At 56.0% G+C, this 13,717-nt stretch carries 18 protein-coding genes; 16 read left to right on the top strand and 2 right to left on the bottom strand.

What is annotated here, in order from left to right; genetic code table 11:
• Nucleotides 1-198: 198 nt before the first annotated feature.
• Complete coding sequence (locus tag UH5x_RS11870; RefSeq protein ID WP_236696410.1) at nucleotides 199-633, bottom strand: hypothetical protein; 435 nt, start codon at nucleotides 631-633, stop codon at nucleotides 199-201.
• Nucleotides 634-810: 177 nt separating this feature from the next.
• Here UH5x_RS11870 and UH5x_RS11865 point away from each other — a divergent pair, with 177 nt between their 5' ends.
• The 4 genes from UH5x_RS11865 to UH5x_RS11850 all read left to right on the top strand — a co-directional run bounded on the left by UH5x_RS11865 (nucleotide 811) and on the right by UH5x_RS11850 (nucleotide 5,163).
• Nucleotides 811-2,064, top strand: coding sequence for a sensor histidine kinase (locus tag UH5x_RS11865; protein WP_047815661.1), 1,254 nt, complete (start codon nucleotides 811-813; stop codon nucleotides 2,062-2,064).
• Nucleotides 2,065-2,143: 79 nt separating this feature from the next.
• A complete protein-coding gene (locus UH5x_RS11860; RefSeq protein WP_482635772.1) occupies nucleotides 2,144-3,607 on the top strand; it encodes a S41 family peptidase in 1,464 nt (487 codons plus the stop codon).
• A 219-nt stretch (nucleotides 3,608-3,826) separates the two neighbouring features.
• A complete protein-coding gene (locus UH5x_RS11855; protein WP_047815663.1) occupies nucleotides 3,827-4,207 on the top strand; it encodes a heavy-metal-associated domain-containing protein in 381 nt (126 codons plus the stop codon).
• 26 nt (nucleotides 4,208-4,233) lie between these two features.
• Nucleotides 4,234-5,163, top strand: a complete 930-nt coding sequence (locus tag UH5x_RS11850; protein ID WP_482635771.1) for a sirohydrochlorin chelatase — start codon at nucleotides 4,234-4,236, stop codon at nucleotides 5,161-5,163.
• A 75-nt stretch (nucleotides 5,164-5,238) separates the two neighbouring features.
• On the opposite strand, the gene UH5x_RS11845 is transcribed toward UH5x_RS11850, so the two are convergent.
• A complete protein-coding gene (locus tag UH5x_RS11845) occupies nucleotides 5,239-5,790 on the bottom strand; it encodes a hypothetical protein (RefSeq protein ID WP_047815665.1) in 552 nt (183 codons plus the stop codon).
• A 1,361-nt stretch (nucleotides 5,791-7,151) separates the two neighbouring features.
• Here UH5x_RS11845 and UH5x_RS11840 point away from each other — a divergent pair.
• The 12 genes from UH5x_RS11840 to UH5x_RS11785 all read left to right on the top strand — a co-directional run bounded on the left by UH5x_RS11840 (nucleotide 7,152) and on the right by UH5x_RS11785 (nucleotide 13,556).
• Complete coding sequence (locus tag UH5x_RS11840) at nucleotides 7,152-8,024, top strand: tyrosine-type recombinase/integrase (protein WP_482635770.1); 873 nt, start codon at nucleotides 7,152-7,154, stop codon at nucleotides 8,022-8,024.
• A gap of 287 nt (nucleotides 8,025-8,311) precedes the next feature.
• Nucleotides 8,312-8,785, top strand: a complete 474-nt coding sequence (locus tag UH5x_RS11835; protein WP_283431298.1) for a hypothetical protein — start codon at nucleotides 8,312-8,314, stop codon at nucleotides 8,783-8,785.
• 212 nt (nucleotides 8,786-8,997) lie between these two features.
• Entirely contained in the window at nucleotides 8,998-9,408 is a 411-nt protein-coding gene (locus UH5x_RS11830) for a macro domain-containing protein (RefSeq protein WP_482635769.1), read from the top strand.
• 323 nt (nucleotides 9,409-9,731) lie between these two features.
• Nucleotides 9,732-9,992, top strand: a complete 261-nt coding sequence (locus tag UH5x_RS11825; protein WP_482634905.1) for a hypothetical protein — start codon at nucleotides 9,732-9,734, stop codon at nucleotides 9,990-9,992.
• A gap of 170 nt (nucleotides 9,993-10,162) precedes the next feature.
• Nucleotides 10,163-10,561, top strand: a complete 399-nt coding sequence (locus UH5x_RS11820; RefSeq protein ID WP_482634095.1) for a hypothetical protein — start codon at nucleotides 10,163-10,165, stop codon at nucleotides 10,559-10,561.
• 172 nt (nucleotides 10,562-10,733) lie between these two features.
• Complete coding sequence (locus UH5x_RS11815; protein WP_482635768.1) at nucleotides 10,734-10,931, top strand: hypothetical protein; 198 nt, start codon at nucleotides 10,734-10,736, stop codon at nucleotides 10,929-10,931.
• Entirely contained in the window at nucleotides 10,928-11,185 is a 258-nt protein-coding gene (locus UH5x_RS11810) for a hypothetical protein (RefSeq protein WP_482635767.1), read from the top strand. The genes UH5x_RS11815 and UH5x_RS11810 overlap by 4 nt, the downstream gene beginning before the upstream one ends.
• A gap of 230 nt (nucleotides 11,186-11,415) precedes the next feature.
• Complete coding sequence (locus UH5x_RS11805) at nucleotides 11,416-11,775, top strand: hypothetical protein (protein WP_482635766.1); 360 nt, start codon at nucleotides 11,416-11,418, stop codon at nucleotides 11,773-11,775.
• A gap of 169 nt (nucleotides 11,776-11,944) precedes the next feature.
• Nucleotides 11,945-12,130, top strand: coding sequence for a hypothetical protein (locus UH5x_RS11800; protein ID WP_047813634.1), 186 nt, complete (start codon nucleotides 11,945-11,947; stop codon nucleotides 12,128-12,130).
• Between the two features lie 6 nt (nucleotides 12,131-12,136).
• Nucleotides 12,137-12,427, top strand: a complete 291-nt coding sequence (locus UH5x_RS11795; protein ID WP_482635972.1) for a type II toxin-antitoxin system RelE/ParE family toxin — start codon at nucleotides 12,137-12,139, stop codon at nucleotides 12,425-12,427.
• A gap of 217 nt (nucleotides 12,428-12,644) precedes the next feature.
• Nucleotides 12,645-12,935 carry a hypothetical protein gene (locus UH5x_RS11790; RefSeq protein ID WP_482635765.1) on the top strand — a complete coding sequence of 97 codons (291 nt, stop codon included), beginning with the start codon at nucleotides 12,645-12,647 and terminating at the stop codon, nucleotides 12,933-12,935.
• Between the two features lie 264 nt (nucleotides 12,936-13,199).
• Nucleotides 13,200-13,556, top strand: coding sequence for a hypothetical protein (locus UH5x_RS11785; protein ID WP_482635764.1), 357 nt, complete (start codon nucleotides 13,200-13,202; stop codon nucleotides 13,554-13,556).
• The last annotated feature ends 161 nt before the right edge of the window (nucleotides 13,557-13,717 follow it).

Genomic DNA, 13,717 nt, shown 5'->3' with positions numbered 1-13,717 from the left:
GTGGCGCGGCGATCAATCAGAAGAGGCTTCCCAGTTTACGCAAATCACGTGACCGGTAACAGCTTTTCCTGCCGAACCGGGCAACATCCAGTCATCTCAAAACCCCTTTCACCGCTACGATCTGACCAGACCGACCATTCTGACGCGGAAAAGAGAGGCGAGTCCCCCCGAAAAGTGATGCAGGTCGGTTTCAGAGATTTATCCCGCGTGGCGTCGTCGCCATAGGAACCGGAGGTAATCGAGCATCATCCACTGGACGATCAGCAGAGCTACGGGCCCGCCGAACAGGAAAAATTGGCTGACCTTTTCGTTTTCGAACCATTTCACTCCCGCCGCACCCAACGCCGACAAAGAGGCCATCACGAAGGCACCGTTGATCAGCAGCAAGCCGCAGGACAACACCACTGAACTGAGAGATGTCAGGCAACCACCCGCGAAATCGGCCAATGGCATCGAGGTCGCACCAATCCGCTCGGTTTCCTCGGGGGGCGAATCGGTCCGGTCGATCCCCATTCGCGAACCACGCTGCCCCTCAGGAACCTTCATCAAATCTTCTATGTTGCGAGATGCTGTGGAAAACACCAAACGGTAGACTGGGACGGTTTGGCGGTCACTGAATGAAAAGCGAGACATCGAGCATGCGTCCCAAATTAGCATGGCCGTTATCTGTGGATGAAACAACCTGCCAGTGATGTCACGTTTGCCTTTGTCGAATCGAATGACGGTATGAGCCCGGACGCCCGCCCAAGACCTTCACCGATCTGCTTTTCCCAACCACGATGGCGGTCGTTCGGTCCTGCCATCGTCGGGATGGTTCTGATTCTGATTTTGGTCATCGCCGGGGCATCCTCCTGGTTGGTCGGGGGGGGCAGTCTGGCCATCATCGGATTGTCGCTGGTGTTTCGCCATTGGCACGACACGCAACGGGACGACGCGGTTTCCGCTTACGTTCGCGAGAGCACCGAAGACATCCAAAAGTGGCAAGAACGGCTTCGTTGCCTGCACGCGGAAACCAAACAAAACGCCTCCGCGTTGTTGCAGCTCAGCGACGGGGTGATCGTGTTGGCAAAGGATTTCTCTGTCCTCCTGATCAACCCCTCCGCGGTTCGATTGTTGGGGCTGAAAAAGCGTGACGCGTTGCTCGGTCGTTGCTTCACCGAGTTGGTGCGGGTGCCTCAGTTGTTGGCGTCGATTCGTTCGGCGGTCAAAGAGCAGCAACCGCAGGAGTTCGCGGTGGAAGTGCACGACCAGGGTGTCATTCGTCCTTTGCGGGTGCGGGTGGATCTGATTGACACCGGCGAAGAGTCGAATTTGCAATTGTCGCTGCGTGATGAAACGGAATCTCGCCGCGTGGAGGACATGCGTCGGGAATTCATCGCCAACGTGTCGCATGAACTGAAAACACCCTTGGCCGCGATCAAGGGATACGCTGAAACGGTCGAGTTGGCGGTCCAAGACGATCCCGATGCGGCTCTGCACTTCATGCAGCAGATCACCGCGCAGTGCTTGCGGCTGGAACGATTGGTGCACGAAATGATGCAGTTGGCCAGGGCTCAGGCCGGGCCGGCAAACCTGCACCTGTCCAGCGTTTCACTGGCGGAAATTGTCGGTGACGCGATTCGGACTTACGAACCCGTTGCGGTCGCCAATGGATTGGATTTGATTCCGGAAATCCCACCCGGCAAGGCCAAGATCATTGCCGATCGAGAAGCGACGCTGACAATCGCCAACAACTTGATCGGCAACGCCATTCGTTACACCCCCACGGGAGGAGAGGTGCGGGTTTCGATCGAAGAACAGCCCGAGCATTGGGCGTTGATTGTGAAAGACACCGGGGTGGGGATTCCATCGGCCGAGCAAAACCGAATCTTTGAACGCTTCTATCGCGGCAGTCGAAACGAAGAATCCAGCACCAGTGGCACCGGGTTGGGACTGGCGATCGTCAAGCATCTGACCCAGGCTCAGGATGGCAATGTTTCGGTCGCCAGCACACCCGGCGAAGGCTCTCGTTTTTGTGTTTGCTTGCCTGCCGTGCAATCTTCGACGGAACTGAACCGGGTTTAGCAGAGCAGGGTTTCGTCGGACGGCGGTTGGCGTGATACGATGGGCGGGTTCTCGCTCATCTCCGTTTTCTGACCTCACCATGCTCCCACGAAACTTGACGCTGCTTTGTTCCGTGCTGGTCATCTCGTTCGCGTGTTATGTGATCCACCAGCGAACCAGAACCGCGATGATGGTGGGCGAAGCGTTGGAGATGATCGATCGATTCTACGTCGAGCCGGTCGACCGACGGACTCTGCTGACGTCCGCGATGGCGGGCATGACATCGACGCTGGATCAGCACAGCGAATACATTCCCCCGGTCAGCTACCAAGCGTTCCAGGACACGATTCACCAAGAATTTGCCGGCATTGGGATCTATGTCGATCAGCCGGTTGAAAACGAACCGGTCCGGGTGATCACCCCGCTGGTGGGCTCGCCTGCTCTTCACGCCGGGCTGATGCCGGGAGACGCCATCCTCGAAGTGGACCATGAATACGTCGGGGATTTGGACATCCGGTCCGTCAGTGAACGCTTGCGAGGCCCCATCGCAACCACCGTCGAATTGTTGGTCCAGCGTGGCGATGAAAAAGTCAAGTTGAGCGTGATGAGGGACACCATTCAGTTGGAATCGGTCATCGGGGATCACCGCGATGAAAACAACGACTGGGTGTTTCTTTTGAGGCAGCAACCAGACATCGTGTACGTGCGAATGACCAGCTTTGGTGACAAAACGGTCAGCGAACTCCGAAATGTGCTGAGCCGTTTGATGCCGAAATCAGATGTGTCGGGGGTGGTGCTGGACCTGCGCGGCAACGGCGGCGGGCTGCTCCATGCCGCGGTGGAAGTTTGCGATATGTTTTTAAGCTCCGGGAAAATTGTCAGCACCAAGACTCGCGGCGGTGTGGTCGAGGACGAGGTGTCAGCGACCGCCGGGACTTTGGTCCCACCTCGGATGCCGGTCGCGATCTTGATCGATGAGCATTCCGCCAGCGCCAGCGAAATTGTTGCGGCCGCGCTGCAGGACCATGGCCGAGCGACGATCGTCGGCACGCGAAGCTATGGCAAAGGAACCGTTCAGAATATCTTGCCCTTGGAATATGGACGCAGTGCTCTGCGACTGACCGTGGCCAAGTACTATCGGCCCAGCGACAAAAACATCCACCGTGGAATCGACGACACGGAAGAAGACGTGTGGGGAGTGAGCCCTGATCCTGGCATGAATGTGAAGGTCTCCGAAGAGGACCTCAGGCAATTGGCTCGTTTCTGGGAAGAGGCCTCGTACCCTTCTCTTAAAAATCGAGATTTGGCGGACGCTCAGTTGAAGTTGGTCGATCCTGATCGGGAGGTTGAGCCGGCTGCGGACGAGGGGGCCTCGGAACCGCAGAAGGAATCGTCCGAGCCGGAGCAGCCTTCGGCAGAGAACGAAACGACCTCTGAGAACGACGATTCGGAAGTTGAGCAACCACGTGCCAAATCGGCTTGGGATTTGGACGCGCCCTTGCGAACGGCCGTGAAGGCCATTCAATCGGAAAATGGAGCGGTGTCGAGGGCCACTGCAGCGTGACCAGGCTGGGGGCACATTGTCGCACTTCGCCAATGATTCGCCGCGATTTGCCGCGAAAAACGCTTGGCATTCGGGCGTGAAATTCATCTCTTTGGTTTGGCGGTTGTGATTCTGGATTCCGCATTGGTAAGCTAGATGCTGGGCTGAAACGGCGATGACGCTGTGATGTTGCCACCGCCAGGCCCTCCAAAATCACTTCCATTCAAGATGAGTTCCCCGATGAAATCGATCGTTTACGTTGTTGCCGCCTTGGCCGCCGTTGGAATCATGGTCGCCATTTCTGCCACGCCTGATCAGGCACCTGAAGTTGAAACAGCCACCGCCGCTGCCGTCGTCGCAACGCCGGAAGTCATGGCCGAAGCTGGCACGATGACTTTGGAAGTGCCTGAAATGCACTGCCAATTCGCTTGCTTCCCTCGTGTTCAGGAAACCCTGGAAAAGAACGAAGCGGTCAGCGAAGTCGCTTTGGTCGATCAGCCGGATCCGAACACTTTGACAGTCAAGAAAGTCGTCGTGAAGTATGACGCTGGGTTCGATGTCACCTCGGCTTTGGCCGCTTTGCAAAAAGAAGGTTTCAGCTCCGCCCAAAAGGTTCAGTAATCGGCTTTGCCCGCGAGGTTGGCTCGATGGAAGGTCGTTCACCTGCAAAGCAAGCCACCTCCAACCTGAACACAGGTCGAGATCTGCAGTCTCGGTCCAAGGGGCACTCGTCTCATGGAATTCTGCTGATCGGCCACGGGACTCGCGATCAACGCGGGACCGATGAATTCTTTGAGCTAGGCGAGAGATTGGCTTCGCGTCTGGCTGGACGAGCGATGGTTCAGCCTTGTCTGTTGGAGTTTCAATCGCCAACGATCGACGAAGGTTGGCGACGCTTGTTGGACGCCGGAGCGGAACGGATCACGGTTTCGCCGCTGCTGTTGTTCGCCGCGGGGCATGCGAAGTCCGATATTCCCGATGCGGTGGAAAGCGTCGCTCGCCAGACGCAAACGCTCAACCGGATCGCTGGCTACAGCCGCCCGATTTCGCGACAACCTCACATGATCGATCTGGTTCGCGAGCGATTGATCGAATCGCTGGAATCAGCGGGGAAAGCCGGTGTTGGAACGTCTCCATCAACCGCGGTGGTGATGGTGGGCCGCGGCAGTTTGGATCCCTGTGCTTCTTCGGACATGCGATTGCTGACCGAAGTCACGCTCCGTGGACGCATGCCTGAGGGGGCTCATTCGGGAACCGCTTCGCAGTCGATCGCGGATCGCTATGAGATCAACGCGGGTGGTTGGGGCACCACGTTTTATGCAATGGCTCAACCGCGATTGCCTGACACGCTGGAGCAATTGGCGGCAAGCGGTCGGTTCGGGCGAATCGTGGTTCAGCCACACTTGCTGTTTTCGGGGCGTCTGTATGACGCGATCGTTCGTCAGACAAACGAGGTCGCGGCGAAGTTCAGTGAGATCGATTTCGTTGTCTCACGGTACTTGGGGCCAGATGCCAAGGTGGCCGCGGCAATCGCCGATCGAATCGATTCCCTGCAATCCGAAAAGGCCGGCGAGTAGGTCCCCATTCCATTGGGGCAATCTGGTTTGGGGTGGTTGCCAATGTCAGTGGCAACCCAGGTGGTCGGACGTTGCTCAGTCAGGGAGCCTGCGGCGGAAGTTGGGGCGTTTCGCCTTGGGTAATTCTGCTTGATGTTCTTCCTGGTGCCGACGTCGTTCGACCGGAGAGGCGTAGTAGGTCAGGTAGGTGTCATTGTCATCCACACATCGCCATTCCAGGCACTTGCCCGGCGCGTCGACCTTTTTCTCGCAAGCGGGCAGGATGTCCTGGTAGATCACCCGATACAGTTGGCGATCCGATAGATGGTCGGTGTAGGTGAGTTTGATGTTTTGAGAATGCAGTTGCTGGATCGTTCGCTGCAGTTCCACCGACAACGCTGCATCGTCCAGCGATTCAGGGGCGGGGATTTGCAGCGGTGGATCGAACCACTGGGCAATCGCGAGGGCAGGAGCTCGTTCCCAGGCCAGGATCGACGCCAGGTATTCGTTTTCCTTCTGAAGCGGCATGCTTCGCGTGGTCGGATCGTCGATGGAATCATCACGATATGGTTCCAGCTCGTCTCGCAGTCGAGCGTTGGTGAGAATCAAATCCACCTCGTCGATCATCGGCTGACTCGTTTCGCTCATGTTCTGATTACCCTTCGTCCTCTAGCAAAATCGCGTGACCGGGGCCCGTGCCCCGCACTCCGTTTGATTGGCGTCGATGCAACTCGCGGCGACACTCCCAAGCTATCCAGGCCAGCTCATGACTCAATCTGGAATTGAGTCAAAACAGCGAAGTCGAGAGATTTTTGCCCAAACGTGTGTGTCTTGATCGCTACGAACGTCACGATTTACCACGTTTCACGCCATTCGAGGCTTGCCGCTTCAACCTGCGAGCGCACCAAAAGTGCACGGTGGCATCTTGGGCATGGATGGCTCCGGAGGAGTCAGCGTCCGTAGCTCGGGGTGGAAGCCCCGAGACCAGCATGCCAGCAACACGACGGTGTCGCCCCGGATGGGGCCGTCGTATCCAAACGGCATCGGCCGTTGCAAGGACGGTTACCATTCGAGGGAACGAGCCCGAACGGCTCCGGAGGAGTCTGCGTCCATAGCTCGGGGTGGAAGCCCCGAGACCAGCACGCCAGCAACACACGGTGTCGCCCCGGATGGGGCCGTCCTGCTTCGCTCGGAGCGGAAACCCCGAGAGACCTCGAGCTCACAACCCGACGCGTGAGCGAGGGACCCACAGGCTCGTTGCATTGGCATGCGATCCCTCGCTCACGCTTTTTGGAGTTGCGCTTTTTGCGGGAATGGCCAACGGCCTCATTCAACATAGCCAGGGGCATCGCCCCTGGAGCAGAAGAACACGCACCCATTTTGGCCAACGGCCAAATTCAATTCAAAACGTTTGGGTTGATGTTGGCCGTTGGCCAACCAATTGTCCTTCGTTCTCGATCCCTGGGGCGATGCCCCTGGCTGCGATGACGAAGGCCGTTGGCCAACAAAACTCCAAAACTCACGCTTCGGGTTAGGATTCAATCAACAAGCCGTCACGCTTCAGGTTGTGATGGGTGGTCTTGGCCGACTCTGACGTGCAAAAGTGCCTTTTTATACCCCACAACTTCTGGGAGCCGTTTGCGTTGTAAATACAGGCGTTTCGAAGCCAAACATCCCTTGCCCAAGAACCATTAAGCAGGTACGCAGGTGTCATCGGGTATGTGAGCCGTTGGCGTTAGCCACGGTTTTCACGCACAACCGGGGCTAACGCCCAAACGGCTCACATGATTGTGCTTGATCATTCCTGCCGACCTGCTTCGTGTTCGATCAGCGGAGATGAGTGTTCCCTTGGCCGCTCTGGCGGAACACTAATCCACTCTGATCGGACACTAATCTTTGGTGTTTCGAGTTGTGGGGTATAAAAAGGCAAGAGTGCCCATCCTCCATACGTTGAAACGTCTTTGAGGACTGAGTCGACAAGCCGTCACCATTTGGCGCTCTGATTCCGAATGATGGAGGCCGCTCGCACGTTGCGTGACAAACTGCTTCTCACCGTGTTGTATGCAACCGGTTTGCGAGTCGCGGAGGTCGCCCGTTTGCAGTGGTCGGATTTTGATTTCGATCGCCAGCAAATTCGAGTTCAACTTGGCAAAGGCAAAAAGGATCGCTACGTCATGTTGGCCGACGAACTGTTACCGCTGATGAGGCAGTTGTGGCGGCACACCAAAGGAGTTGGCTACCTGTTTCCGTCCGAAGACAGGCGTGTCGGCCGGCATCTTTCTCCGCGGACGATCCAACGTGCGGTCAAGCAGGCTCGGATTCTGTCGGGAATTGGCAAGGCGGTCACACCACATAGTTTCCGCCACAGCTTTGCCACGCATCTGATCGAATCCGGCACCGACATTCGGTTCATTCAAAAGCTGCTCGGGCACACCAATTTGGAAACCACCTCGCTGTACACCAAGGTCGCACGAAGGAAAGCGACTGCGGTCGCCAGCCCACTGGATCGGTTGGAGGGCGAACCTGGTTCGTCGTCGGGTTCTTCCGGACGGCAACCGAAGCGTCGGCCCTCCGTGGGCCGGATGCAGCTCGAGGTGGATCCGAACCCCGATTCAAACGGCGCTTACGCGGTGAAGTTGGACATTTGGAAGGATGGTCAATTGCTTCCACTGCCGGGAATGCGAGCGACGATGCCGCGCCAGGATTGGGTTTCTTTGCAAATCCCACTGCAAGACATCTGGGAACCGACGCTGCGTTGCCTCCCCGCGGCACAACGAGAGCGATTGGAGTCGCCCGAGTTCTTCTCGCAGGTGCAGCGAGAGGTTGCCAAGCGAATCCTGCGAATCAGAGACGCGGAACCTTCTCAGGCGATCAAAACCTAAGCCATTCGCAAATGCGAGTTGGATTCTCCCCCCGCAGGACGTTCGTCTTGTCTGCGAGAGGGGAAGGTGTGATTGCCACCTGATTTCAGTGTGAAAAACACCGCTTTTCACACTCGTGCCTCGGAAGCAGCGAACGCAACACTGCGTCCCCGCACCCTCGTCCGGTCGCCCAAGTGCTGCAGACCGAGCCCCCTTCAGCTAAAATCAACACCCGTTCTCCCCCCCTTTCCAAGCATGTACGACACACTGTCGTACAGAAACCCGTTGTACGCCCCTAGATTTCACTGATGTCGACGCGTGATGAATCCCTCGCTGCTCTTGAATCGCTTGGCGTGGCGAACGTTTTTGCTGATTCTTACCGCTCCAAAAAACTTCCACACAACCTCGACATACACTTTGGCCCACCTGAAGAGCTCTTTCTCGCTCCAGACACTCAAGACGTTTACACCAATGGGCGCTTGATTCCGCTGCTGGATGATGGCAACTTTGGGACTGTCACTTTTCTTGATCCTGATGCGAATAACTTCGTGCAAATGGACGTCGAGGTGCCGGAGGATTCCCGTATCGTTCTTACCTCTTGGCAGCAATATCTCGCTGAGGTTTTCATCGGCATCGCAGAATCTGACACTGACGACGAGGAGCTGGCGGTCATTGCGCAACTGATTGGCTTTCAACACATGGATCGCACTTTGCAATTCATGGATTCCTCACCGGATTCGGGGTGGTGCGATGCTCGCGCTGAATTCATAGCCTCTCTGTAGTGGACGGGGCGTACAACATGGTGTTTACGCTAGGCCTTCGGCACACCTTCGTTGGTAGGCAACGGGCGTTGGCATTGGTAAAGTCTATCTTGATTCAAGCATCGCTCGCTTCGTTTAGGGCGGTGTCGTAAAAACCTTCCGTTGTGTGCCACAGATCAATGCAGATTCAAACCGTTGATGGTGACCTCCTCGACCAAGACGTCGACGTCATCGTGAACGCTTGGAACCGCAACATCATTCCGTGGTGGCTGCTTCTGCCGCAGGGCGTCTCCGGTGCCATCAAGAAACGCGGCGGCTACGCTCCGTTCCGTGAACTGGGCAAACTCGGCCCAATTCCACTCGGCGGCGCTGTCCTGACCGGCGCTGGCAAACTCCCATTCAAATCCATAATCCATGTCGCTGGTATTAGCATGTGGTGGCGTTCCTCGGAACGATCAATCCGCGATTCCACACGCAATGCCGTTGCGCTTGCGGCCGAACACAACTTTGAATCCATGGCCTTTCCGCTGATTGGGGCAGGTACTGGCGGCGGTTCCGCTGATGACGTTCTCTCGATGATGCAGGACGAACTCGGTAATTGCGACTTTGACGGACTCATCCGCATAGTTCGATTCCGGCACTAGTGGCACACAACATGGTTTTTACGCTAGGCCTACGGCACACCGCTGTCGTTTGTTCAAGCCTCCATCCGGTGGTAGAATCATTCGTAGTTCAGACACTGCTCGCTTCGTTTAGGGCGGTGTCGTAAAAACCTTCCGTTATGTGACCTGCCGGATTTGCATTGACGATCGACGACCTCCATAGCTTGATCGACGCTGCCTCTTGGTTCACACGTCTTGGTGTCGCGCCGCACGGTTGTTCACTCGCTAATTCCGGTGACGCGTGGGACTGGCTGCCCACGTCGCGCGACCAACCTGACCCGCTCCACAATCCTCCGCTCGACCCCGTGGATACCGCTATCGAACTCGCCGCCGTTAAACGTGCAATGGTTTCGTTGCGTTCTGTGCCCGACGCGGTTCCCGAACTGGTTGACGGTGCGCACAACTACACCACTGCCGCCGCTGGGGCAGTGCACTTTGCGGTTCGCATGGCTGCCCGCGAGATCACAACTGGCAATCCGAATCGGTGGTGCGAGATTGTCCGCCTCTACAACGGTGGATCGTGGCCGTGCGGTCTGGCGGATGACGGTGGCATCGTCGTCTGGTAGCTCCCCGGTCACATAACATGGTTTTTACGCTAAGGCCTTCGGCACACCTTCGTCCTTTGGCAACGATCGCTGGCCTTGGTACAATGTTTGGTAATTCAGACATCGCTCGCTTCGTTAAGGGCGGTGTCGTAAAAACCTTCCGTTAGACGCCGCTAGATTACTGGTGATTCATGGGCGCAGCACTCTACATCGTCACCGAACGTGAAATCCCTGATTTCGACCCCTTCGTAAATGGCAAGGCTTTATCGGCTGCCGAACACAAACTATCGTCGATCGCGGCCGATCTCGGCGTTGCGGGCCTGATGGACTTCTTCAGCATCGACCCTGCCGAAGCTGCCGCATTCATGGAGGACGAGGGCGGTGATGCTGACATCGAGTTACCGCCTGCCACTTGGTTCGACGCGGATAGTGGGCTGGCAACCGTTAACGCAATCGCCAAACACATTTCTGATAATCCAGATTCCATACCGGATTTCGCAGGCGTTCTATCCGACCTTGCTGAATTTCAGACCGTTTTGACTCGCTTGAAATCCGTTGGTGTTCGCTGGCACTTGGGCGTCGACTACTGATGGCCCGCGGCGTCTAACATGGTTTTTACGCTAGGCCTTCGGCACACCGCTGTCGTTTGTTCAAGCTTCCCACTGCTGGTAGAATCTTCCGTGGTTCAAACTTGAATGGCATCGCAACGGCGGTGTCGTAAAAATCTTCCGTTGGGCGGCACCGCTCGAAAGGTAACTCTCAATGACGCTTGAAGAACTCGAAAAGACGATTTCACATCTACCACCAGAGGAACTTGCGAAGTTCCGCGAGTGGTTCTTGGACTTTGATGCTGCGCAGTTCGACAAACGCATCGAAATCGACGCGAAAGATGGACGTCTCGATTCTCTCGCCGACGCCGCGTTGCGGGATCACGCGGCCGGTAAGTCGACGCAGCTATGAATCACCACGCAAGCCCGGCGTTCTGGGAATGCTACAAGCAACTGCCCGACGCAATACGCAAGTTGGCCGACAAGAACTTCGCACTGCTCAGAACTGACCCAACGCATCCGGCGCTGCATTTCAAAAAAGTAGGGCGTTTTCGATCTGCGCGTGTTGGCAGAAACTTTCGTGCATTGGCCGTTGAATCCGATGATGGATTGTTGTGGTTCTGGATTGGCAATCATACGGAATACGAACGCTTGATTGGCGCGTAGGTGCCGCCCAACATGGTGTTTACGCAGGGCCACGGATTCGTCGTTGGAGCATTGTTCGGTTTGCCAAGTCCGCTCGCTCCGTTGTCACCTGTTGGTTTGTCACGCCGTGGACACCGCGTCTTTGGCAGCGTCGATTCTATTTGGTAAACTGTTTTGTGTTGCGACGCTTGTTGGCTTCGGAGAGAAGCGGTGTCGTAAAAACCTTCCGTTATGTGACCTAACGTAATGCCATGGATGACTCAACGCCGCCAATCGCGTGGGACACCACTTGGCAATCAGCCGCCGATCACTTCAGCAAACTCAACTCCGATTCAATGCGGGCGATGGCTGATCTGGTCGCCACGCTTTCGCAATTGCCTGAACTGCGCGGCTTATTCGCGATTCCGTCCATGACGACGCTGCGGATTTCGCCGTACTCCTGTTATCCAGATTGGTTTGACGGTCGGTTTATCACCGTGGATGCGAATGGCCCGGATGCTGTCGCGATTCGTGTTGCTGCTAATGGCCACGATCCTAAACCGAAACGCATTGACTGCTCGTTTGCCGAGGCTTCTGCAACGCTTGCCCGCCTTTGTCACGATCAAATGTAGGGCTCCGGTCACATAACACGATGTTTACATTAGGCCTGCGGCACACCTTGGCTCTTTGGCAACGGGCCATGGCTTTGATAGAATCTTTCGTAGTTCAGGTATCGCTCGCTTCATTCAGGGCGGTGTCGTAAAAACCTTCCGTTGTCGGTCATAAATCAAAGGACTTTCTATGACAACCAAAGAAAAGGCTATTTCGCTAATTCAGACCCTCGATGACGATGTCTCGCTTGACGATGTCATCGACCGCCTTTACCTCCTCCGCAAGATCGAACTTGGTATCGCCCAAGCCGATGCTGGCGACGTAATGGAACACGACGAGTTCATGGACGAACTTGAGGCCGAAGATGCCCAGTAAAATTTACTGGACCGGCAGTCTCGCGAAGACCTCCGTGCTGTTCGTGCTCACATTGCCCGTGACGCGCCAGCTACGGCGTCTGCCTACGTACGAAAACTGCGGCTATCCGTTGGTCGATTGCGACAATTCCCGTTTTCCGGCGAGGTCGTTCCGGAGATTGGCCGCGAGGATCTGCGCGAGGTACTCCAAGGCAACTACCGCATCATATATCGCGTGGCCGACCGCAGAGTCGATATTCTCGCGGTGTTTCATAGCGCCCGTATCTTTGACGAACGCGATTTCAGCAGCAGTGAATGACCGACAACATGGTTTTTACGCTAGGCCCTTCGGGCACACCTTCCTTTGCACTTCAAGCGGGGTTGGCGTATCATTAGCTGTTCGCGATTCAAGCTCCCCCGCTTCGTTTAGGGCGGTGTCGTAAAATCCTTCCGTTGTCAGACACGAGATGCCCTTCCTCGAAGATCAACTCCGACGAGCCATTGACGAAACCGCCGAATCCGGTCTGGAATGGTGTGTGTCGCTGGAATCCAAGTCTAATAGCGACATCTGGGTGCAGGTCACCGCAGAGCATATCAACGTCTGCTATCCATTTCCCGAAGATCCTGCAACACGTTTGGCAGCGATTGGCTGGCCACTACCATCGCTTGAACTGGCGTCGTGGGAATCTGGCACTTTCGCAACCTTCCATCACGGCGTGGACGATTCGATTGGAAACGCCTGTGAACTCGTTCGCAAGTATATCTCCACGATGCTTGAACATTCTGTCGACTTGGCCAATTGGAACCAATCAGAACAGGATATCTGATCCCGCTTCATCCAGCGCGGCGTGTCGGATAACATGGTGTTTACGCAAAGCCACGGCTTCGTCGTCGGAGCATCGTTTGGTTTGCCGTGTTTGATCGCTCCGTTGTCGCGTATTGGCTTGCCACGCCGTGGACACCGCCTCTTTGGCAACGTGGTTTCTTTTTGGTAAACTGTTTTGTGATGCGACGCTTTTTGCCTTCGGAGAGAAGCGGTGTCTTAAAAACCTTCCGTTGTCTGACATAGATCACTCGATAGGCAAACATTCGTGACCGTATCGCCCGACGAGACCGAACGCCGATGCAACGCTGCAATCGACGCCATCCGTTGCGCTCACGGCACTGCCAACCACGAACACGGTGTGACGCTTTTCGTTTCGCATCACCTTGACGAAATTGACGCCGAGTACTGGCTCAAATATTGCGGTGTTTCTCGCCCTAACGCCACAAATGTTCTCGACATCCTTGTGCTGCAATCGCACTGGGGTTGCGATGACGACGGGGAACCCAACGACGACGGCATCGACACCTTCGACTTCACACTGCCTGACGAGGCGACAAATTACGTCCTTAGCGTTGAATTCGATGAACGTGGGGAAGTTTCCCGCGTGTCCATGGAGAGCTGAACGTTTACTTGCAGTTTTTCTGGCTGTTCCATGTCAGGCAACATGGTTTTTACGCTAGGCCTTCGGCACACCTTCCCACTTTGGCAACGCGGGCTGGCCTTGGTACAATTTCCGTAGATCAGGCATCGCTCGCTTCGTTCACGGCGGTGTCGTAAAAACAT

The organism is Rhodopirellula sp. UH5, from assembly GCF_056839225.1.
This window is presented reverse-complemented; position numbering and strand designations above follow the sequence as displayed.